This window comes from Pseudomonas sp. FP2300 (genome assembly GCF_030687595.1).
GTDB classification, from domain to species: Bacteria; Pseudomonadota; Gammaproteobacteria; order Pseudomonadales; family Pseudomonadaceae; genus Aquipseudomonas; species Aquipseudomonas bijieensis.
In genome coordinates this window covers 4,475,737-4,496,521 of the sequence record NZ_CP117440.1, presented here as the reverse complement: position 1 = coordinate 4,496,521, position 20,785 = coordinate 4,475,737, and the positions used below count along the sequence as shown (strand labels likewise).

The following is a 20,785-nucleotide window of genomic DNA, read 5'->3' as shown; positions in this document are numbered from 1 at the left end:
GCGTCTTTCTCGATGAAAACCGTTGCAATGGTGCTGTTCCCGGATTTTCTGCTGCTCGACATGTCCGGGCCTCTCGAGGTGTTTTCCATCGCCAATCGCTACCTGGCAGCGGAACAGCGTTATCAACTGCTGACCCTGGGGACCGAGCGCGGGCCGTTGCGGGCGTCCAACGGCGTGACGGTGCTGGCCGATATCCATATCGACCAGGCATGGGCGGCCTATGACGTGTTGCTGGTGCCGGGCGGGCCGGGGGCCTATAACGACCAGCATCCGGGATTGCACACCTGGCTGCGGGCCGCGGCGCAGCGGGCTACGCGCTACGGCTCCATCTGCACCGGGGCCTTCGTACTCGGTGAAGCGGGCTTGCTCGACGGTTATCGCGTCACCACCCACTGGCATTACACCGAACGCCTGATCCAACGATTCCCCAAGGCCGTGGTCGAGACCGACAAGATATTCCTGCAGGACCGGCGCCTGATCACCTCTGGCGGCGTTACCGCCGGGATCGACCTGGCCCTGTCCATCGTCGCCCAGGACCATGGCCGCAAAGTGGCGTTGGACGTGGCCAAGGTGTTGCTGGTGGTGATGAAACGCCAGGGCGGACAGGCGCAGTTCAGCCCCTCGGTGGCGGCGGTGTCGACGCAGGAGTCGGCCATTACCCGGGTGCAGAATCATGTGATGGAACATCTGGAAGAACCCTTCACCATCGAGCGCATGGCCGCGTTGGCCGCCATGAGCGCGCGGCATTTCGCCCGGGTCTTCGCCCGTGAAGTGAAGATGACGCCCATGGAGTTCCTGCAGGGCGCGCGCATCGACCGGGCGCGTCAGTTGCTGGAGACCACCGACCTGCCCCTCAAGACCGTGGCGTTTCGCAGTGGGTTTGGCAGTGTCCGGCACATGCGCTTTTTGTTCAGTGAAAAGCTCGGCCTGACCCCGGTGCAATATCGTCAGCAGTTCAGTTGAGCCATCGGTGTCCGTCCAGGGCACCGTGATGTCCGTGGTGCTCCCTGTGCCAGCATTGTCCTGAAGCCTGTGCCTGCCAAGATAACGGCGAACCCTTTGGAAAGGATGCGCGGGAGCCGGGGCAGACGTGTTCGTTGATCCGCACACTGATGCCCGGACCGGTTATCCGGCGCTGGATCGCCCATGAACAGTTTCGTCAAACCCGACAGCGAGCCGGCGCTGAGCTTCGGTCCGTTCGTCTTCCACCGGCAGCAGCGGCTGGTCACCCGTGACGGCCAGCCCATCGCGCTGGGCGGCCGCGCCCTGGATGTTTTGCAGGTGCTGGTGGAGCATGCCGGCCGCTATGTCAGTAAGCAGACACTCATTGCACAGGTGTGGCCTGACAGCGTCGTGGAGGACATCAACCTGCGGGTGCACATCGCGGCGCTGCGGCGGGCTTTCGGTGACGGCCGGGACGGCGCTCGCTATATCCTCAATCATCCTCGGCAAGGCTATTGCCTTGCGTTGCCCCTGGCGGCGCAAGGGGGCGTCGAGTCGCCTTTCAGCTGCCGGGTCGAACGGCACAACCTGCCCGCCCGCCTGAGCCCGGTGGTCGGTCGTGACAAAGTCCTGGGGCGGCTACTGGCGCAAGTACCCCATCAACCCCTGACCACCGTGGTCGGCCCGGGCGGGGTTGGCAAGACGACCGTGGTGTTGCGGGTGGCGGAGCTGCTGCTCGAGCATTTTGACGACGGTGCCTGGTTCGTTGACCTGGTGGCTGCCGGCGATCCCGCGCAAGTGATGGCGCAGGTGGCCGGCGTGCTGGGCCTGGGGCACGGTTCTTTGGTCCGCTGCCTCGAACCCTGTCGGATGTTGCTGGTGCTCGACGGTTGCGAGCAGGTGCTCGATGGCTGTCGGGAACTGGTCCAGGCACTGGCTGCAGCGGCGCCTGGGGTGTCGGTGTTGCTCAGCAGTCGCGAAGCCTTGGACTTGCCGGATGAAAGGCTGGTGTCCCTGCCGGGGCTGGCCGTGGCGTCGCCCCAGGAACCTGAGCACCAGATCGAGGCGTGCCCGGCGGTGCAGTTACTGATCGAGCGGGTGGGCGCCCGGCAGCAGGGGTTCAAGCCGGGTAGTCGCGACTGGCCGATCCTTGCACAGATTTGCCAGCGCCTGGACGGGTTGCCACTGGCGTTGGAACTGGCGGCGGCCCAGGTCGATGCCTTGGGAGTGGCGGGGGTCCTGGAGCAATTGGATTACGGTTTGTCACTCTTGAGTCACGGGCGGCGTACGGCGGTGGCTCGACACCGAAGCCTGGAAGCGGTGCTGGACTCGAGTTTCGAACGTTTGAGCGCTGACGAACGAACCGTATTCCAGCGCCTGGCGGTGTTCGAGGGGCCGTTCACGCTCAAGGCTGCGCTGGCCGTGATCAGTTGCGCTGAACTGAGTGTCGGACCATTGCCCGGCCTGCTGTCGAGGCTGGCGAGCGTATCACTGCTGATGGTCGAGCCGCGCGCCGAAGGGGTTCGCTTCTATCTGCTCCACACTATTCGCACCTATGCCATGGACAAATTGCGGCGCAGTGGTCAGTGGCCTGTGTTTCATCGGCGTTATGTGTTGCAAGGTGCTTGGGGCGCCCGGCCTTCAAGGCCCCAACCGGCGGGTCAGCTCCTGGAGCAGCGCGCTGGCTTCCAATAAGTCGGGGGTGTCGAAACCTTCGGTGAAGCGTCGATAGACGGGCCCAAGCAGCGCCTGCGCGGCGTGGGCTTGCCCCTGGCGTTGCCACAAGCGCGCCAGGGACGTGGCGCTGCGCAGTTCCCAGGCCAAGGCATTGTGGCGACGGGCCACGGCCAGGGCAGCCAGCAGTTGTGCTTCGGCTGGCTTCACGAGGGACGGCTCGTTCTGCGCCAGCAGGGTTTCAGCGTCGGCCCGCAGGATCTCCGCCGAACACCAACCCGCGGCGCCACTGCGCGCCCGTTCGATTTGCGCCGGGACGACAAAGTCGCTGCGCAGGGTGACGGCGATGTCCTGGATCAGTCCGCTCGTCGAGCTCGTTGCCAGGGCTTGGCCATCGAATGCGCAGGCGTAATGGCAAGCCCAGTCATGGAACAGCATCACCGAATGTTTCTTGGCCTGCTGCTTCAACAGCTCGAGCCTTTCCCGGGCGGTCGAATGATCGCCGTTGTAGTGGGCGATCACGCAACCGGTCAGCGCCAGGGTGTAGCAGATCGAAATGCCGTGGTTGATCTGCAAGGCGATCTGTAACGCCAGGTTGGCGGTGCGTCGGGCTTTTTCGGCAAAACCTTGCAGCCAGAGGATGCGTGCCAGAATCGTCAGCGCGGCCACGCTCTGGTCGTATTGCACGCCGAAACCGTGGCTGAAACGGCTGAGGTGGCCGCTCTGGGCCAGGCGCTGGATCACCTGTTCGGCATCGCGCCGCGCCGCGCCCTGGTCGCCGATGAAATGCAACGCCAGCACCCGCAGGCGTTGAGTGCTCAAGGACAGGATCGGGTCGCCCTGCAAGCCCAATCGGTCGAAATCCAGGCTGTGTGCCAGGGCCTGTTGGTAGTTGCCGCAGCTGAGGTCGACGGTCATTTGCCCGGACACGGCCCGCAGCTCACCGGCCAGGTCCTGGCATTGCCGGGCCAACTGCCGGGCGGTGGCAAAGGCTCGGACCGTTGCCGGCGTGCCTCCCTCGGTGTGGTAGTTGAAACTGGCGTGGGCCAGTTCCAGGGCCAGGGTCAAGCGTGGGCAGGGAGCGGGGCTGGCCCGCAATAATTGCAACGCCTTGTTGACGTAGAGGCCATGTTCCTTGAGCAGCGACAGCTCCTGCCAGAGGGGCAGGGTGCGGGCGGTCAAGCGGATCGCCACGGCGTGTGAACCCTGCGGACCCAGGCCTCGGTCGAGTGCCGCACGGATGTCGTCGCGATAGTCGGCGTAGCGGGCGATCCACAATCGGGTGGGCGTGTTGTCCCAATCGTTTTCCGCCTGCCCCATGAGCGCCAGGCAGCGCTCGGCGTGGCGTTCCTGGCTCGCTGCCAGCTCGCCGGCTTCGGTCAGTCGCTCCAAGGCATAGCTGCGGGTGGTGTCCAGCAGGCGATAGCGCACCTCTTCATCGCCGATCTCTACATTGAGCAACGATTTGGCGACCAACTGGCTGATCGACACCAGCACCTGGTCGGGCGCGACATGCTGGCCAATGATCACCGCGGCGGCGGAGGCCAGGTTGAAACTGCCCATGAACACCGCCAGCCGGCGCAGGCAGGTTTGCTCGCACGTCGTGAGCAGCGCGAAGCTCCAGTCCAGCGTGGCGCGCAAGGTTTGCTGGCGCGGTGCGGCGTCGGTGTCGTTGTGAAGCAGGGCGACGCTGTCTTGCAATTGCCGGTGCAGTTCCTCCAGGGTGAAACGGTCGAGTTGTCCGGCGGCCAGTTCAATGGCCAAGGGAATGCCGTCCAGTCGCTGGCAGATGTCGATCACCAACGGCACCTCGCGGTCGGTCAGTTCGAAGTCGTCACGGCTGGCCATCGCACGTTCGGCAAACAGTTGCAGCGCCGGGTACTCCAGGGCGGGATAACCCTCGATGGGCATTTCCCGGGGCGGGAACGCCAGGGCGTCCAGGCGCTGTACGTGTTCGCCTTCGGCACGCAGGCCTTCGCGGCTGGTGGCCAGGATGTGCAGGTGGGGAGCGCCACGCAGCAAGGTTTCGCTGAGCTGGGCGATGGCGTCGATCAGGTGCTCGCAGTTGTCGATCACCAGCAGCAGATGCCGCTCCTTGAGCTGGCGGGCGATGGCGTCCAGCGGATCACCGTCCTGCAGTGGCAGGTCCAGCAATGCACGCAGGTTTGGGGCAATCATGGCCGCATCGTTGAGCGACGCCAGGTCCAGCAGATGAGTGCCGTCACGATAGTGGCCGATCAGCCGTTCAGCGACCCGCAGGGCGACGGTGGTCTTGCCGATGCCGCCGGTGCCGACCAGGGTAATGAAACGCTTTCGTGGCAACTGGGCCACCAGGTTTTCCACCAGGGCCTGGCGTCCGATCATGCGCGTGCGCTGCAACGGCAGGTTGCGCGCCAACGACGGATGGGGGATATGCGCCAACTGGTCGAGGGGTTCGAATGACAGCGGCGCGACAAAGCTATAACCGCGCTGCGCCACGGTGACGATGTAGCGCTGCCCGGCCTGGCCATCCCCGAGAGCCTTGCGCAGTGCCGCGACGTGCACGCGCAGGTTAGTGTCTTCCACCACGCTCCTGGGCCAGACCCGGGCGATCAATTGCTGCTTGCTCACCACCTCGCCAGCGTGTTCGAGCAACACCAGCAGAATCTCCACGGCCCGCCGTCCCAGGCGCAACGGTTGCCCACCCTCCAATACCAGGCGCTGGCGCGGATGGACCCGATAAGGGCCGAAATGCACCGTCTGTTCGACGGGCAAGCTGAGGTATTGGCTCATGGTGCTCTCAATGTTCTGGTCCCGATGCCTGGGCTTTACCCGAGCATATTCCTCAGGTTTGGCTTCAAGCGCAACGGCGCAGGCTCTACTCCCAGCCTTCCAGTCGACGAGCCTCGTGGCGAGGGAGCTTGCTCCCGCTGGGTCGCGAAGCGGCCCCAAAAGGCCGCATCTCCCATCAATCTGGCACACCGAGGTGACAGTCCTGGGGCTGCTGCGCAGCCCAGCGGGAGCAAGCTCCCTCGCCACAAAAGCTCCCAGTTCCAAAAAAATTAACAACGTTTAACTCACGCAGATGCCTCTCCTGATCGGACCATAAAGCGATCCACCCACCTCAAGGAGTCATGTCATGAGCACCTTCATCACCCGCGACGGCACCGAGATTTACTACAAGGATTGGGGCAGTGGTCAACCGGTGGTCTTCAGCCACGGCTGGCCGTTGAACTCGGACAGTTGGGAGGCGCAGATGATGTTCCTGGCGTCCAACGGCTACCGGGTGATCGCCCATGACCGCCGCGGGCACGGGCGCTCCAGCCAGCCCTGGGACGGCAATGACATGGACACCTACGCCGATGACCTGGCCGAGCTGATCGAACGCCTGGAGCTGAAGAATGCGGTGCTGCTGGGTTTCTCCACCGGCGGTGGTGAAGTGGCGCGCTACATCGGTCGTCATGGCTCCGCCCGTGTCGCCAAACTCGGCCTGATCTCGGCGGTAACGCCGCTGATGCTCAAGACCCCGGCCAACCCTGGCGGCCTGCCCATCGAAGTGTTCGACGGCTTCCGCCAGGCCTCCTTGGCCGACCGTTCTCAGCTATACAAAGATGTGGCCAGCGCGTTTTTCGGTGCTAACCGTCCAGGCGCCAAAGTCTCCCAAGGCATGATCGACTGGTTCTGGATGCAAGGCATGCTCGCCGGCCACAAGAACACCTACGACTGCATCAAGGCGTTCTCGGAGACCGATCTTTCCGAAGACCTGCGCAACATCGACGTGCCGACCCTGGTGGTCCATGGCGATGACGACCAGATGGTCCCCATCGAAACCGCCGGCATTGCCGCCGCCAAGTTGCTCAAGAACTCGCAGCTGTTGGTCTACCCCGGCGCGCCCCACGGCCTGACCGACACCCACAAGGACCGATTGAACGCGGACCTGCTGGCGTTCATCCAGGGTTGACCAAGCCGCAGACCTGTGGGAGCGAGCAGCCTCGCTCCCACAGGATCGGTATTCAACAGGAATAACACCCATGAACCGCAACGATTTACGCCGTCTCGACATGAACCTGCTGGTGATCTTCGAGGCACTGATGTTCGAGAAAAACCTGACCCGCGTCGCCGAAAAGCTGTTCATGGGCCAGCCGGCGGTGAGCGCGGCGCTGGGACGCTTGCGGGATCTGTTCGATGATCCGTTGCTGATCCGCCACGGCCGCGGCATGGAACCGACTCCGCGCGCGTTGGCGATCCTGCAAGAGCTGCAACCGGCCATGGACACGATTTCCGGCGCGGTCAGCCGGGCCAAGGCGTTCGATCCGTCCACCAGTTGCGACGTGTTTCGCATTGGTTTGTCCGACGATGCCGAGTTCGGCCTGTTTCCTCCATTGCTGAGCCAACTGCGTGAAGAAGCGCCGGGCATCATCGTCGTGGTGCGCCGGGCCAATTTCCTGCTGATGTCGTCGCTGCTGGCCAGCGGTGAAATCAGCGTCGGGGTCAGCTACACCACCGACCTGCCGGCCAACGCCAAGCGCAAGAAACTGCGGGACATTCCTTGCAAGGTCTTGCGCGGCGACAAGCGCCCGGGGCCACTGACCCTGGACGAATACTGTGCGCGGCCCCACGCCATGGTCTCGTTCTCGGGCGACTTGAGCGGCAACATCGACCTGGACCTGGCCCGCATCGGCCGGGCCCGCAAAGTCGTGCTGGCGGTGCCGCAGTTCAGCGGGTTGCGGGCTTTGCTGGCCGGTACCGAACTGATCGCCACCGTGCCCGACTACGCCGCCTGCGCGTTGGTGGAAGGCTGCGCGTTGCGGGCCGAGGACCCGCCGTTCGAGATCAATGCCGCTGAGTTGTCGATGGTCTGGAGCGGCGTGCATGACAACGACCCGGCCGAGCGCTGGTTGCGCTCGCGTATTGCCAGTCACATGTCCCAACCGTTGCCGGCGGCCGCCTTGGCGGACCCGGTCGGAGCTCACCGATGAATACCTCTGACGAACGTTCCCTGCAGGATCTGGGCTTGTTGTTCCTGCGCCTGAGTGGTGCGCTGTTTTTGCTCTGGGTCCATGGGCTGCCGAAGCTGTTGCATTACAGCGTCGAGCTGACCCGCATCGAAGACCCGTTTCACCTTGGCGCGGCGCCGACCCTGGTCCTGGCGATTTTCGCCGAGGTGCTGTGTCCGCTGCTGATCATGGCCGGTGTGCTGGTGCGCCTGGCGTGCCTGCCGATCCTGTTTCTGCTGGCCGTGGCACTGCTGGTGGTGCACCCGCAGTGGAGCCTGGAAGAAGGGCAGTTCGGCTGGTTGCTGCTGATCATATTTACCAGCGTATTCATCGCCGGGCCTGGACGCCTGGCGATGAACACGCGTTTTGTTGGAGTGCTTCGCCATGTCTGAATCTCAAACCGTTGAATCCACCGCGAGCCCGGCCAGACCTGGCTTTGATGAAGTCGTGACCCTGGTGGTCAAGCACCGGATCAAGGCCGGCCAGGACGCGGCCTACGAGGCCTGGTTGCGTCGCACGGTGCGTGTCGCCGCCCAGTGGCCGGGGCACTTGGGAGTGGATGTGGTGCGCGGCAAGCAGGGCGGGCTGGCGCTGTTCACTTGCGTGCTGCGTTTCTGCTCCACCGAGGCCATGCAACGCTGGCTGGATTCCCCGGAGCGCCGCGAGCTGGTGGAGGAGGCCACGCCGTTGCTGGCTGACGGTGATCAGACCGAAGTCGGGGCGCACAAGGAATTCTGGTTCACCCCGCTGGCCGATGCGGCCACACCGCCGCCGCGCTGGAAGCAGGCCGTGGTGACATTGCTGGTGATTCTGCCGCACACCTTGCTGGTGCCGCTGATCTGGGGGCCGTTGCTGCAACTCAACGCCTTTCTTTCCAACTACGTGGTGGCGACGTTCCTGATCACCCTGACCATCGTGCTCTCGGTGGTGTACGTGTGCATGCCGCTGGCGACCCGTTTGTTCGCACCTTGGCTTGAGGCCTCCAAAGCCCACGAACATTTGGAGCCCGGCCATGGCCAATAAGGACGACCCAACTGATCCGTTGCGCCGCCAATTGCTCGCCGCCGGGTCCTTGCTCAGTGCTGCGGCGGCTTTCTGGCCGCGGCTGTCCCTTGCCTCTACTCATCCAGAAGGAAATCCGATGAACGCCGATCTGATTCTGTTCAATGGCCAGTTCCATACCGTCGACCGTGAAAAGCCCCGCGCCAGTGCGGTCGCCATCAGCCAGGGGCGTTTCGTCGCGGTAGGGACCGACGCCGAGGCCATGGCCCTGCGCGGCAGCGGCACCCAAGTCATCGATCTCAAGGGCCGCACCGTCATCCCCGGGCTCAACGACTCGCACCTGCACCTGATCCGCGGTGGCCTGAACTACAACCTCGAACTGCGCTGGGAAGGCGTGCCGTCCCTGGCCGATGCCTTGCGCATGCTCAAGGACCAGGCCGACCGCACACCGACGCCGCAATGGGTGCGCGTGGTGGGCGGCTGGAACGAATTCCAGTTCGCCGAAAAACGTATGCCGACCCTGGAAGAACTCAACCAGGCGGCTCCCGACACCCCGGTGTTCGTCTTGCATCTGTATGACCGCGCCTTGCTCAACCGTGCCGCGCTGCGGGTGGCCGGCTACACCCGTGACACGCCGAACCCGCCAGGCGGTGAGATCGTGCGTGACAGCAAGGGTGAGCCCACCGGCATGCTGGTGGCACGGCCTAACGCGATGATCCTTTATTCGACGCTGGCCAAAGGGCCGAAGCTGCCGCTGGAATATCAGGTCAACTCCACGCGCCAGTTCATGCGTGAACTCAATCGCCTGGGCCTGACCAGTGCCATCGATGCCGGCGGCGGTTTCCAGAACTACCCGGACGACTACGCGGTGATCGAACAATTGGCCCGCGAGCAGCAGTTGACGGTGCGCATCGCCTACAACCTGTTCACTCAGAAGCCCAAGGAAGAACTCAGCGACTTCAAGAACTGGACCGGCAGCGTCAAGTTGCACCAGGGCGACGATTTCCTGCGGCACAACGGCGCCGGGGAAATGCTGGTGTTCTCGGCGGCGGATTTCGAGGACTTCCTCGAGCCGCGTCCGGACCTGCCGCCGGGCATGGAGCAGGACCTGGAGCCGGTGGTCCGGCATCTGGTGGAGCAGCGCTGGCCATTCCGTTTGCACGCCACTTATGACGAATCCATCAGCCGCATGCTCGACGTGTTCGAGAAGGTCAACCGCGACATTCCGTTCAATGGCCTGCCGTGGTTCTTCGACCACGCCGAGACCATCACGCCGAAGAACATCGAGCGCGTGCGGGCGCTGGGCGGTGGTATCGCGATCCAGGATCGCATGGCCTTCCAGGGTGAATACTTCGTCGACCGCTACGGCGCCAAGGCCGCCGAAGCCACGCCACCGATCAAGCGCATGCTCGCCGAAGGCGTGCCGGTGGGCGCCGGCACCGACGCTACCCGGGTGTCGAGCTATAACCCTTGGACCTCACTGTACTGGATGGTCAGCGGCCGCACCGTCGGCGGCCTCTCGTTGCACGAAGAAGGCCTGCCGCGCCTGACCGCGCTGGAGCTGTTCACCCATGGCAGCGCCTGGTTCTCCTCGGAGCAGGGCAAGAAAGGCCAGATCAAGGTTGGCCAACTGGCGGACCTGGCGGCCCTGAGCGCGGACTTCTTCAGCGTCGAGGAAGAAGCCATCAAGTGGATCGAGTCGGTGCTGACCGTGGTGGACGGCAAGGTGGTGTACGCCGCCGGCGACTTCGAAAAACTCGGCCCGGCCAGCGTCCCGGTGCTGCCGGACTGGTCGCCGGTGGTCAAGGTCCCGGGCCATTGGCGCCCGACTTCCCCGTTGCAGGCGCAGGTTCACCAGTGCAGCGGTCCGTGCACGGTGCACGCCCACAGCCATGAACGGGCGCGGCTGTCGAACGTGCCGGTCAGCGATTTCCAAGGTTTCTGGGGCGCGTTTGGCTGCTCCTGTTTTGCCTTCTGACTGACACAACACATCCCTTGTGGGAGCGAGCCTGCTCGCGATGGCGGTGGAACATTCAACATCGCCGTCGCCTGACACTCCGCTATCGCGAGCAGGCTCGCTCCCACAGTTTTTGAAACATCCATCCCAAAGGAGTCATCCCATGAGCAACGTTCCCGCCTACAACCGTCTGAACAAAGACGACGCGGTCGTCCTGCTGGTCGATCACCAGACCGGCCTGATTTCCCTGGTCCAGGACTTCTCGCCGAACGAGTTCAAGAACAACGTATTGGCTTTGGCCGACCTGGCGAAGTTCTTCGAACTGCCGACCATCCTGACCACCAGCTTCGAAAAAGGTCCCAACGGCCCGATCGTGCCGGAACTCAAGGAAATGTTTCCGGACGCGCCGTACATCCCGCGTCCAGGCCAGATCAATGCCTGGGACAACGAAGATTTCGTCAAGGCGATCAAGGCCACCGGCCGCAAGCAACTGATCATCGCCGGCGTGGTGACCGATGTCTGCGTGGCGTTCCCGACCCTATCGGCACTGGCCGAAGGTTTCGATGTATTCGTCGTCACCGACGCCTCGGGCACATTCAACGAAACCGTGCAACAGGCCGCCTGGGTGCGCATGACCGCTGCCGGCGCGCAGATGATGAACTGGTTCTCGGTGGCCTGTGAGCTGCACCGCGACTGGCGCAACGACATCGAAGGCCTGGGCAACCTGTTGTCCCAGCGCATTCCGAACTACCGTAACCTGATGAACAGCTACTCGGCGCTGACGGCCAAGTAAGCATGGCGGTTACTGCTGGACGACGCCCGCCTTGTGCGGGCGTTTTTGTGCCAGCCATCAATGTTTCGGCAAACTGATCTGCCGTCATCGCGAGCAGGCTCGCTCCCACAATGTCATCGAGTGTTCTCGGGCTCCATGTTCACCACGAACCCCTTGTGGGAGCGAGCCTGCTCGCGATGACAGCAGCACATGCGACACCTTCCCAACCTGTCTCATCCCAACCACAATGCCCAACAGTTCACCTTGACTGTCCACCCTGGAATGACAATGAACCCCTTCGAAGAAATGCGCATCTTTGCCCAGGTCATGGAGTCGGGCAGTTTCACCGCTGCGGCGGACAAACTGGGGCTGTCGAAGCAGTTCGTCAGTCGCAAGCTCATGGAGCTGGAGCAGCGCCTGGGCGTGCGCCTGCTCAATCGCTCGACCCGCCGGCTCGACGTGACGCCCCTGGGCCAGCGCTACTACGAAGCGGCACTGCGCCTGCTCAATGAAGTCGAACAAGTGGAGCAGGGCATCAGCGGCCAGACCAGCGAGCCCCGCGGCACCATCCGCCTCAGCGCGCCGCTGTCCTTCGCCATGGCGCACCTGGGCAGCTTGTTGCCTTTGTTTCTGCAACGCTATCCGGGCGTCAGCGTCGAGGTGGACCTGAGCGACCGCTCGGTGGACCTGCTGGGGGAGGGCTACGACCTGGCGCTGCGCATCGGTGTGCTTGAGGATTCGACGCTGATTGCCCGGCGCATCGCCACCATCGAACGGGTGTATTGCGCCAGCCCGACCTACCTGGCACAACGAGGCACACCCGCGCGGCCCGAAGACCTGCGCAACCACGACTGTTTGCCCTATGGTCACAGCCGCCAGGTGCAGTGGCGTTTCGTGGGCGCTGGCAAACTACTGACCTTGGAGGTCACAGGACGCATGCGCGCCAATAATGGTGATTTGCTCAGGGACGCGGCCATTGCCGGCATGGGCATCACCTATCTGCCGACGTTCATCCTGGGCGATGCCTTGAAGGATGGGCGACTCGTCCAGGTCTTGAAAGGCTTCGAGACCGAACCGTTGGCGCTGTCGGCGGTATATCCCCAGCATCGGCAAAGTGCACGCCCGGTGCAGGCGTTGGTGGAATTCTTGCGTGAACAAATGCAGTAAAGCGCCGTGACGCATTCAGCCGTCCCATGACGGCTGAAGCATCCACGGCGCTTTAGATCAGGCGGCGAGGTTGGCGCTGCTCAGTTCTTTTTTGTACTGCGCTTTCATGGTTTCCATGTCTGCACCCAGGGCATCGAGTTTTGCCTTGCCCAGCAGTTTTTTCGCGAGGGGGAACATTTCTTTTTCTTCTTCCTCAATGTGGTGCTCAAGCAGTTCCTTGACCACTTTCACTCGACCGGCGAATTCCGGTTGGGTTGGATCGGTGGTTTTCAGGTCCGGTAGTACCAGTGAGTCGACGGTGCGGTGTTCTTCCTTGGCCTCGTAATACATTTCGGCCTCGTCCTTGCCCCCTGCCTGCTTGAAAGCCGGGTAAAGAATTTCTTCTTCCAGGCGGGTGTGGATGGAAATTTCCATTTCCAGTTTCGCCAACAAGTCAGTGCGTTTTTTCACGGCGCGGTCGGTCGACTCGCTCAGTTGAGTCAGGATGGCTTTGACGCGTTCATGGTCGGCTTTCAACAGGTCGATGGCGTTCATAGTAGCTCCAGGCAATTCACGGTTACGGGTTGGCTTCAAGCGCCAACGCCGTGTAAGAGGTAAATTGCATCAGCCGTGCCAGTTGGGCCTTAATAAAAAGTTGTTTAAAAACAATTGGTTGAATTTGTCGCTGGTTTTATGTTCGTGCAAGCTGCAAGAGGCTGGGGAAAACGCCTTGCACTTTGCGCTATGGCTAAACGCTTGCAATCAGTTGCCGGACCCGTGTGGCAATCGCCAGGCAGGAGGTCAGCCCTGGCGATTCAATCCCGAACAGGTTGATCAATCCCGGAACCTGATGTTCGGCTGGGCTGCTGATGAGAAAGTCACGGGCAGGCTCGCCCGGGCCGGAGATTTTCGGACGCAGGCCGCTATAGCTCGGTTGCAGGCTCTGGTCCGGCAGGTCTGGCCAGTAATTGCGGATCGCCGGGTAGAAGGCTTCGGCCCGGGCCGGGTCGACTCGGTAGTCTTCGCGCTCGACCCATTCGACATCGGGGCCGAAACGCGCCTGGCCCGCCAGGTCCAGGGTCATATGGATGCCCAGGCCGGCGGCTTCCGGCGCGGGGTAGACCAGGTGTCGGAACGGCGCCCGTCCGGCCAGGCTGAAGTAGTTGCCCTTGCAGAGGTGGTCGTCGGGCACCGTTTGCGGCGCCAGGCCGTCGATGCGGCGGGCGAGGGCGGGTGCCTGTAGGCCGGCGGCGTTGATCAGTCGGCGGCAGGACAGGCTCATCTGCGCCGTGCCGCCCAACTCCAGCAGAAAGCCGTCGGCACTGATCCGTGCGCTCGACAGAGGCGTATGAAACGCGAGAGTTGCCCCGGCCGCTTCGGCGTCACCCTGCAAGGCCAACATCAAGGCGTGGGAATCGACGATACCGGTGGAGGGCGAATACAGCGCGGCGACGCACGCCAGGGCGGGCTCCAGTTCCAGCGCCTGATGCCGATCGAGTAAGCGCAGATCATCCACGCCATTGGCCAGGCCTCGTTCGAACAGGGCGTTGAGCCCGGCCTTCTGCGTCTCGTCCTTGGCAACGATCAACTTGCCGAGGCGGCGGGTCTCGACACCGTGGTGCTCACAATAGTCATACAACCTGTGCCGACCTTCGACGCACAACTGCGCCTTGAGGCTACCCGTTGGGTAATAGATGCCGGCATGAATGACTTCGGAGTTGCGCGAACTGATGCCCATGCCGATGGCTTCACCCGCCTCGATCAGCAGCACCTCGTGACCAGCCCGGGCCATCTCCCGAGCCACGGCAAGCCCGACAACCCCAGCACCCACGACCACGCATTCAAAATCGACTTTCAACCGCATCTCTCCTTCAACACGTGCCTGTTGGCTGGTCTCAAGGATAGCCCTGCTGGAGCATTTGGACGTCATGTCGCCTGGATGGATTCCACGTTGCTCGGTGCGCAGGGCTTTGGTTTTCATCAGCCAAAAAAAAAGCCCGTATCTCGCGATACGGGCTTTTTCGATTGGCTACAGTGTCCAGGCGATCAGCCCGTCAGGCCTGCCTGCTGGACCAGGGTCAGCAACGGCTGCGGGTACACACCGAGGAAGAACGCCAACACGGCGATGGCCAGCAGCATCACGCCGCCTGCCTTTTGCTCCCAGTGCAACTCGGCATCGTGGCGACGCAGGTTCGGTTCCATCAGGTACAGGGTGACCATGACGCGCAGGTAGTAGAACACGCCGATGGCACTGCCCAGCACCAGGGAGCCGACCAGCCACCATTGGTGAGCCTCGACGCCGGTGGCGATGATGTAGAACTTGCCGATGAAGCCGGCGGTCAGCGGGATACCGGCCAGGGACAGCATCATCACGGTCAGCACGGCGGTCAGGTACGGACGGCGCCAGAACAGGCCGCGATATTCGTACAGGGCATCAGCGTCGCGGCCGTTGTACGGCGAGGACATCAGGGTGATCACGCCGAAGGCGCCGAGGCTGGTGATCACGTAGGTGACCAGGTACACGCCGATGGCTTCCACGGCCAGGCCCTTGCTGGCGATCAGAGCGATCAGCAGGTAACCGAAGTGAGCGATGGACGAGTAACCCAGCAGACGCTTGAGGTTGCTTTGAGTCAGTGCCAGCAGGTTACCGAACAGGATCGACGCGATGGCGATGATGGTCAGTACGTTGCTCAGCACACCGCTGCTGGCCACTGGCGAGATCTGGAACAGCCGCACCATCACCGCGAACACTGCCACTTTCGACGCGGTGGCCAGGAACGCCGCCACCGGCGCCGGGGCGCCTTCGTAGACGTCCGGGGTCCAGAGGTGGAACGGTACCAGCGACAGCTTGAACGCCAGGCCGATCAGCATCATGCCCAGGCCCAGTTGTGCGATCGGGCTAGGCAGGCCGGTGGCCGCCAGGGCCTGGCCGATGCCGACGAAGTTCAGGGTGCCGGCTTCGGCGTAGAGCAGGGCCATGCCGAACAACAGGAACGCGGAACCGGCCGCCGACAGCACCATGTACTTGATGCCGGCTTCCAGGGAGCGCTTGTTGAAGAAGGCGTAGGCCACCAGGCCGTAGACCGGTACCGACAGCAGTTCCAGGCCGATGAACAGGCTGGCCAGGTGCTGCGCGCTGACCAGCACCAGGCCACCGGCGGCGGCCATCAGGATCAGCAGGTACAGTTCTTCGCGGTTGCCCGGGTAACCCGAGCCGCCATCGCCGAGGTAGGCGTGGGCGAGGGTGACACAGGCCAGGGTGGCGACCAGGATCAACGCCATGTAGAGGCAGGCGAAGCTGTCGATCTGCATCAACGGCGTGACCGCCAGGGGCGCGACTTTCAGGGCCGGCAGAATCGACAGCAGGGCCAGGTTCAGCCCCGCCACCGACAGCAGGAAGGTCTGTGAGTGATTGCGGCGCCAGGCGATTGCCAGCATCACCACGATGATCGTGGCGCTGGTGATCAACAGCGGCGCAAGCGCGATAAAGTGTTGAATCGTGAATTCCATAGCGCTCTTACCGGGCCGAAGCGAGTTGAGAGAAGGCGGTGCCGAGCCACTGCTGCACGCCATGCATGGTGGCGGCAGAGGTGTCGAGGAACGGCTGCGGGGAAACGCCGAGGTAAACCAGCAGCACCGCAAGGCCGAGCACCATGATCAGTTCGCGACCGTCCATGCCGCGCAGCACTTCGTCCGACTTGGACGGGCCGAAGTAGGCGCGGTGGATCATGATCAGCGAGTAGACCGAACCGAACACCAGGCCGGACGTCGCGATGGCGGTGATCCATGGCGCACTGGCGAAGGTGCCGATCAGGATCAGGAACTCGCCGACGAAGTTGCCGGTGCCCGGCAGCCCCAGGGACGCGGCCGCGAAGAACAGGCTGATGGCCGGCAGGTAGGCGATACGCGACCAGATGCCGCCCATCTCACGCATGTCCCGAGTGTGCAGACGCTCGTACAACTGACCGCTGAGGATAAACAGTGCGGCGGCCGACAGGCCGTGAGCCAACATCTGGATCACCGCGCCTTGCAGGGCCAACTGGCTGCCGGAGTAGATCCCGATCAGCACGAAGCCCATGTGCGAAACGCTGGAGAAGGCGATCAGGCGCTTGATGTCGGTCTGGGCGAAGGCCAGGAATGCACCGTAGAAAATCCCGATCAGGCCCAGGGTCATGGCAATCGGTGCGAACTCCGCCGAGGCGTTGGGGAACAACGGCAGGGCAAAGCGCAGCAGGCCATAGGCCGCGGTCTTGAGCAAGATACCCGCCAGGTCCACGGAACCTGCGGTCGGTGCCTGGGCGTGGGCGTCCGGCAGCCAGGAGTGGAACGGCACCACCGGCAGCTTCACCGCGAAGGCGATGAAGAAGCCCAGCATCAGCACGTACTCGGTGGTCTTGGACATCTGCACTTTCAACAGGTCGGCGTAGTTGAAGGTAATCACGCCGGTGTTGTTGAAGTTGACCAGCACCAGGCCAAGGATCGCCACCAACATGATCAGGCCGGACGCCTGGGTGAAGATGAAGAACTTGGTCGCCGCGTAGATCCGGGTTTTCTTGCCGTCCGAAGAACTGTGACCCCAGAGCGCGATGAGGAAGTACATCGGCACCAGCATCATTTCCCAGAAGAAGAAAAACATGAACAGGTCCAGCGCCAGGAACACGCCGACGACACCGCCCAGGATCCACATCAGGTTCAGGTGGAAGAAACCGACGTGGCGCTGGATCTCTTTCCAGGAGCAGAGGACCGAGAGGATACCCAGCAGGCCGGTCAGCAGGATCATCAGCAGCGACAGGCCGTCGAGGGCCAGGTGCACGCTGATGCCGAAGCGCGCGATCCAGGCGTGCTTGAATTCAAGCGCCCAGGTCGGATCGGCGCCAGGGGCCGGAGCGAATGAATAGTCGCCGGTCGCCCACAGCCAGAGGCCGAGCGCGAGTTCCAGGGACATGGTCAGCAGCGCAATCCAGCGCGGGAGCGTGGAGCTGGAGCGCTCCGCGATCCAGCACAGCAGGCCGCCGATGAAGGGGATCAGGATTAGCCAGGGCAGAATCATGACGGGCTCGTTTCCTTTCGCAAGTTCGCAAGGTTCATATCAGACCGCTACCAGCACGATGGCGCCGATAACCAGCACGGCGCCAGCCGCCATGGAAGCCGCATACCAACGCAGTTGACCGGTCTCGGTACGGCTCAGGGCAGTGTGGCCGCCCTTGGCCATGCGCGGGATCAGGCCAATGGTCTGGTCGAGCGGGTCTTTGCGCAGAATGTGGCTGATCGCAAGGTATGGCTTGACGAACAGTTTGTCGTAGATCCAGTCGAAGCCCCAGGCGGCGAACCACCAGGCCGAAAGGAAACGCCCGATGCCGCTGTTGGCGATGGCCGTGACGAAACGACGCTTGCCCAGGAACAGCAGGGCGGCCAGCAGGATACCCGCCAGGGCGATGGCGCCCGAGGCGATTTCCAGGCTGTGCTTGGCTTCGCCGCCGGCATGGCCGACGCTTTGCGGCAGCACATCGGCCAGCGGTGGGGTGATCATGGCGCCGACGAAGGTCGACAGCACGATCAGCACCGACAGTGGCAGCCAGTGGGCAATGCCGTGGCCGGCGTGGGCTTCGGTCTTGGCCTCACCGTGGAACGCGATGAAGATCAGGCGGAAGGTGTACAGCGAGGTCATGAACGCACCCACCAGGCCGGCATAGAGCAGGCCTTGGTTACCGCTGGCGAACGCTTCCCAGAGGATCTCGTCCTTGGAATAGAAACCGGCGGTGACCAGTGGCAGGGCCGCCAGGGCCGCGCCGCCGACGATGAAGCTGGCGTAGGCCAGCGGCAGTTTCTTCCACAGGCCGCCCATCTTGAAGATGTTCTGCTCGTGGTGGCAGGCAACGATCACCGCACCGGAGGCAAGGAACAGCAGGGCCTTGAAGAAGGCGTGGGTCATCAGGTGGAAGATCGCGCCTTCCCAGGCACCGACGCCCAGGGCCAGGAACATGTAGCCGATCTGGCTCATGGTCGAGTAGGCGAGGATGCGCTTGATGTCGGTCTGTACCAGCGCGGCAAAACCGGCCAATACCAGGGTCACGCCGCCGACGATGCCGACCAGGTGCAGGATGTCCGGCGCCAGGGCGAACAGGCCGTGGGTACGGGCAATCAGGTAGACACCGGCGGTGACCATGGTCGCGGCGTGGATCAGTGCCGAAACCGGGGTAGGGCCGGCCATCGCGTCCGCCAACCAGGTTTGCAGCGGCAGTTGCGCGGATTTACCGACGGCGCCACCCAGCAGCATCAGGGTCGCCAGGACGATCCAGAAGTCACCGACCTTGAAGTGTTCCGGCGCCTTGACCAGCAGTTCCTGGATGTTCAGCGTGCCCAGTTGCTGGAACAGGATGAACAGGCCGATGGCCATGAACACGTCGCCGATCCGGGTCACGATGAACGCCTTGAGTGCGGCATTCCCGTTGTTGCGGTTGCTGTAGTAGAAACCGATCAACAGGTACGAGCACAGGCCCACGCCTTCCCAGCCGAAGTACAGGAACAGCAGGTTATCGCCGAGCACCAGGAACAGCATGCTGGCGATGAACAGGTTGGTGTAGGCGAAGAAGCGCGAATAACCGGCTTCACCGCGCATGTACCAGGAGGCGAACAGGTGGATCAGGAAACCCACGCCGACCACCACGCCGAGCATGGTGAGGGACAGGCCGTCCAGATAGAGGGCGAAGTTCGGCGTGAAGCCTTCCACCGCCATCCAGCGCCACAGCACCTGCACGAACACACCGCCTTCGGGCGGGGCGACGTTGAATTGCCAGATCACGTAGGCCGTGACGATGGCAGACAGGCCGATGGAACCCACGCCAACCAGCGCCGAAAGGTTTTCCGACCAGCGTCCACGAGAGAACGACAGCAGCAGGAAACCGATGAGGGGGAATACGAAAGTCAAAAAGAGTAGGTTCATCCGCGCATCTCGCTGGCAGCGTCGATATCGAGAGTGTGGAAGCGGCGATACAGCTGCAACAGGATCGCCAGGCCGATACTGGCCTCGGCGGCTGCCAGGCTGATCACCAGGATGAACATGATCTGTCCATCCGGCTGCGCCCAGCGAGCGCCCGCGACGATGAAGGCCAGGGCGGAGGCATTCATCATGACCTCCAGGCTCATCAGCACGAACAGAATGTTGCGGCGGACCATCAGGCCGACCAGACCGAGGCAGAACAGGATGCCGGCAACCGCCAGACCATGCTCGAGAGGGATAGCAGGCATGTGATTACTCCTTCGCCTCGTTACGGCCCAAATGGAACGCCGTGACGGCTGCGGCAAGCAGCAGCATCGAGGCGAGTTCGACCACCAGCAGGTACGGACCGAACAGGCTGATGCCCACGGCCTTGGCGCCTACGGTGGTGTGGCCGATGGCCTGGCCGCTCTGGTGAGCGAACAGCACATACAGCAGTTCACCCAGCAGCAGGGCGGACAGGATCACCGGTCCCGCCCAGATGCCGGGCTTGAGCCAGGAGCGTTCCTGCTGGACCGCGGCCGGGCCGAGGTTGAGCATCATCACCACGAACACGAACAGCACCATGATGGCGCCGGCGTAGGCGATCACTTCCAGGGCACCGGCGAACGGCGCGCCGAGGGCGAAGAAGGTCATGGCCACGGCGATCAGCGAAATGATCAGGTAGAGCAGGGCGTGCACGGGGTTGGTGTTGGTGACCACGCGAAGCGTGGACACCACTGCAATACCCGATGCGAAATAGAAAGCGAATTCCATCTTTCTTCCTTAAGGCAGCAAGCTCTTCACGTTGATCGGTTCGGCTTCGTTCTGCGCGGCGCCTTTTGGCTTACCGGCAATGGCCATACCTGCAACACGATAGAAGTTGTAATCAGGGTTTTTACCGGGACCGGAAATCAGCAGATCTTCTTTCTCGTACACCAGGTCCTGACGTTTGAACTCGGCCATTTCGAAATCCGGCGTGAGCTGGATCGCGGTGGTCGGGCAGGCTTCCTCGCAGAGGCCGCAGAAAATGCAGCGCGAGAAGTTGATGCGGAAGAAGTCCGGGTACCAGCGACCGTCTTCGGTTTCAGCTTTCTGCAGCGAGATGCAACCCACCGGGCATGCCACGGCGCACAGGTTGCAGGCTACGCAGCGTTCTTCGCCGTCGGGGTCGCGGGTCAGGACGATACGGCCACGGTAACGCGGCGCCAGGTAGACCGGCTCCTCCGGGTATTGCAGGGTGTCGCGCTTGCGAAAGCCATGGCCGAAGATCATGACCAGGCTTCGCAGTTGGGTACCGGTACCCTTAACGATGTCGCCAATATATTTGAACATGGGTC

18 protein-coding genes are annotated in these 20,785 nt (G+C 63.0%); 9 read left to right on the top strand and 9 right to left on the bottom strand.

All coding sequences use genetic code 11. The features are described 5' to 3' along the window. The first annotated feature begins 12 nt into the window (after positions 1-12). Together PSH86_RS19740 and PSH86_RS19735 are read left to right on the top strand one after the other, a co-directional pair. Positions 13-963 carry a GlxA family transcriptional regulator gene (locus tag PSH86_RS19740; RefSeq protein ID WP_109755573.1) on the top strand — a complete coding sequence of 317 codons (951 nt, stop codon included), beginning with the start codon at positions 13-15 and terminating at the stop codon, positions 961-963. Positions 964-1,146: 183 nt separating this feature from the next. Beyond that, positions 1,147-2,637: a winged helix-turn-helix domain-containing protein gene (locus PSH86_RS19735; RefSeq protein ID WP_109755572.1), complete on the top strand. Its 1,491-nt coding sequence runs from the start codon at positions 1,147-1,149 to the stop codon at positions 2,635-2,637. Here PSH86_RS19735 and PSH86_RS19730 read toward each other — a convergent pair. Continuing rightward, positions 2,584-5,388, bottom strand: coding sequence for a winged helix-turn-helix domain-containing protein (locus PSH86_RS19730; RefSeq protein ID WP_305484442.1), 2,805 nt, complete (start codon positions 5,386-5,388; stop codon positions 2,584-2,586). The two genes, PSH86_RS19735 and PSH86_RS19730, sit on opposite strands and share 54 nt — an antisense overlap. Before the next feature lie 346 nt (positions 5,389-5,734). Between PSH86_RS19730 and PSH86_RS19725 the strand changes: the two genes are divergently transcribed. The 7 genes from PSH86_RS19725 to PSH86_RS19695 all read left to right on the top strand — a co-directional run bounded on the left by PSH86_RS19725 (position 5,735) and on the right by PSH86_RS19695 (position 12,490). Then, positions 5,735-6,556 (top strand): alpha/beta fold hydrolase, encoded by an 822-nt coding sequence (locus PSH86_RS19725; protein ID WP_109755570.1) that lies wholly within the window; start codon positions 5,735-5,737, stop codon positions 6,554-6,556. A 70-nt stretch (positions 6,557-6,626) separates the two neighbouring features. After that, entirely contained in the window at positions 6,627-7,574 is a 948-nt protein-coding gene (locus PSH86_RS19720) for a LysR family transcriptional regulator (protein ID WP_305484440.1), read from the top strand. Beyond that, a complete protein-coding gene (locus PSH86_RS19715; protein ID WP_305484438.1) occupies positions 7,571-7,984 on the top strand; it encodes a DoxX family protein in 414 nt (137 codons plus the stop codon). Before PSH86_RS19720 ends, PSH86_RS19715 begins: the two co-directional genes overlap by 4 nt. Further along, positions 7,977-8,615 carry an antibiotic biosynthesis monooxygenase gene (locus PSH86_RS19710; protein ID WP_212801154.1) on the top strand — a complete coding sequence of 213 codons (639 nt, stop codon included), beginning with the start codon at positions 7,977-7,979 and terminating at the stop codon, positions 8,613-8,615. Before PSH86_RS19715 ends, PSH86_RS19710 begins: the two co-directional genes overlap by 8 nt. A gap of 118 nt (positions 8,616-8,733) precedes the next feature. Further along, the gene (locus PSH86_RS19705) at positions 8,734-10,572 is read left to right on the top strand and encodes an amidohydrolase (RefSeq protein WP_024617381.1); all 1,839 of its coding nucleotides are present in this window, start codon (positions 8,734-8,736) and stop codon (positions 10,570-10,572) included. A 142-nt stretch (positions 10,573-10,714) separates the two neighbouring features. Continuing rightward, positions 10,715-11,344: an isochorismate family cysteine hydrolase YcaC gene (gene ycaC, locus PSH86_RS19700; protein ID WP_003203400.1), complete on the top strand. Its 630-nt coding sequence runs from the start codon at positions 10,715-10,717 to the stop codon at positions 11,342-11,344. Between the two features lie 267 nt (positions 11,345-11,611). Continuing rightward, complete coding sequence (locus tag PSH86_RS19695) at positions 11,612-12,490, top strand: LysR family transcriptional regulator (RefSeq protein WP_212801153.1); 879 nt, start codon at positions 11,612-11,614, stop codon at positions 12,488-12,490. A gap of 57 nt (positions 12,491-12,547) precedes the next feature. Here the strand turns inward: PSH86_RS19695 and PSH86_RS19690 are convergent, their stop codons facing one another. The 8 genes from PSH86_RS19690 to nuoI form a co-directional block, all read right to left on the bottom strand. Further along, positions 12,548-13,024: a hemerythrin domain-containing protein gene (locus tag PSH86_RS19690; protein ID WP_109755564.1), complete on the bottom strand. Its 477-nt coding sequence runs from the start codon at positions 13,022-13,024 to the stop codon at positions 12,548-12,550. 193 nt (positions 13,025-13,217) lie between these two features. Beyond that, the gene (locus PSH86_RS19685; RefSeq protein ID WP_305484434.1) at positions 13,218-14,327 is read right to left on the bottom strand and encodes an NAD(P)/FAD-dependent oxidoreductase; all 1,110 of its coding nucleotides are present in this window, start codon (positions 14,325-14,327) and stop codon (positions 13,218-13,220) included. A gap of 188 nt (positions 14,328-14,515) precedes the next feature. Then, positions 14,516-15,979: an NADH-quinone oxidoreductase subunit NuoN gene (nuoN, locus tag PSH86_RS19680; RefSeq protein WP_109755563.1), complete on the bottom strand. Its 1,464-nt coding sequence runs from the start codon at positions 15,977-15,979 to the stop codon at positions 14,516-14,518. A gap of 7 nt (positions 15,980-15,986) precedes the next feature. Then, a complete protein-coding gene (gene nuoM, locus PSH86_RS19675) occupies positions 15,987-17,519 on the bottom strand; it encodes an NADH-quinone oxidoreductase subunit M (protein WP_109755562.1) in 1,533 nt (510 codons plus the stop codon). Between the two features lie 39 nt (positions 17,520-17,558). Further along, positions 17,559-19,412: an NADH-quinone oxidoreductase subunit L gene (gene nuoL, locus PSH86_RS19670; RefSeq protein WP_109755561.1), complete on the bottom strand. Its 1,854-nt coding sequence runs from the start codon at positions 19,410-19,412 to the stop codon at positions 17,559-17,561. After that, positions 19,409-19,717 carry an NADH-quinone oxidoreductase subunit NuoK gene (gene nuoK, locus PSH86_RS19665; RefSeq protein ID WP_003180046.1) on the bottom strand — a complete coding sequence of 103 codons (309 nt, stop codon included), beginning with the start codon at positions 19,715-19,717 and terminating at the stop codon, positions 19,409-19,411. The genes nuoL and nuoK overlap by 4 nt, the downstream gene beginning before the upstream one ends. 4 nt (positions 19,718-19,721) lie before the next feature. Then, positions 19,722-20,222, bottom strand: a complete 501-nt coding sequence (gene nuoJ, locus PSH86_RS19660; protein ID WP_003180049.1) for an NADH-quinone oxidoreductase subunit J — start codon at positions 20,220-20,222, stop codon at positions 19,722-19,724. 9 nt (positions 20,223-20,231) lie between these two features. Next, positions 20,232-20,780 (bottom strand): NADH-quinone oxidoreductase subunit NuoI, encoded by a 549-nt coding sequence (gene nuoI, locus PSH86_RS19655; RefSeq protein WP_003180051.1) that lies wholly within the window; start codon positions 20,778-20,780, stop codon positions 20,232-20,234. Positions 20,781-20,785: the final 5 nt, after the last annotated feature.

Coding starts and splice junctions, on each gene's coding strand:
- PSH86_RS19740 (WP_109755573.1), top strand. CDS start 13: ATGAAAACCGTTGCAATGGTGCTGTTCCCGGATTTTCTGCTGCTCGAC.
- PSH86_RS19735 (WP_109755572.1), top strand. CDS start 1,147: ATGAACAGTTTCGTCAAACCCGACAGCGAGCCGGCGCTGAGCTTCGGT.
- PSH86_RS19730 (WP_305484442.1), bottom strand. CDS start 5,388: ATGAGCCAATACCTCAGCTTGCCCGTCGAACAGACGGTGCATTTCGGC.
- PSH86_RS19725 (WP_109755570.1), top strand. CDS start 5,735: ATGAGCACCTTCATCACCCGCGACGGCACCGAGATTTACTACAAGGAT.
- PSH86_RS19720 (WP_305484440.1), top strand. CDS start 6,627: ATGAACCGCAACGATTTACGCCGTCTCGACATGAACCTGCTGGTGATC.
- PSH86_RS19715 (WP_305484438.1), top strand. CDS start 7,571: ATGAATACCTCTGACGAACGTTCCCTGCAGGATCTGGGCTTGTTGTTC.
- PSH86_RS19710 (WP_212801154.1), top strand. CDS start 7,977: ATGTCTGAATCTCAAACCGTTGAATCCACCGCGAGCCCGGCCAGACCT.
- PSH86_RS19705 (WP_024617381.1), top strand. CDS start 8,734: ATGAACGCCGATCTGATTCTGTTCAATGGCCAGTTCCATACCGTCGAC.
- ycaC (WP_003203400.1), top strand. CDS start 10,715: ATGAGCAACGTTCCCGCCTACAACCGTCTGAACAAAGACGACGCGGTC.
- PSH86_RS19695 (WP_212801153.1), top strand. CDS start 11,612: ATGAACCCCTTCGAAGAAATGCGCATCTTTGCCCAGGTCATGGAGTCG.
- PSH86_RS19690 (WP_109755564.1), bottom strand. CDS start 13,024: ATGAACGCCATCGACCTGTTGAAAGCCGACCATGAACGCGTCAAAGCC.
- nuoN (WP_109755563.1), bottom strand. CDS start 15,979: ATGGAATTCACGATTCAACACTTTATCGCGCTTGCGCCGCTGTTGATC.
- nuoM (WP_109755562.1), bottom strand. CDS start 17,519: ATGATTCTGCCCTGGCTAATCCTGATCCCCTTCATCGGCGGCCTGCTG.
- nuoL (WP_109755561.1), bottom strand. CDS start 19,412: ATGAACCTACTCTTTTTGACTTTCGTATTCCCCCTCATCGGTTTCCTG.
- nuoK (WP_003180046.1), bottom strand. CDS start 19,717: ATGCCTGCTATCCCTCTCGAGCATGGTCTGGCGGTTGCCGGCATCCTG.
- nuoJ (WP_003180049.1), bottom strand. CDS start 20,222: ATGGAATTCGCTTTCTATTTCGCATCGGGTATTGCAGTGGTGTCCACG.
- nuoI (WP_003180051.1), bottom strand. CDS start 20,780: ATGTTCAAATATATTGGCGACATCGTTAAGGGTACCGGTACCCAACTG.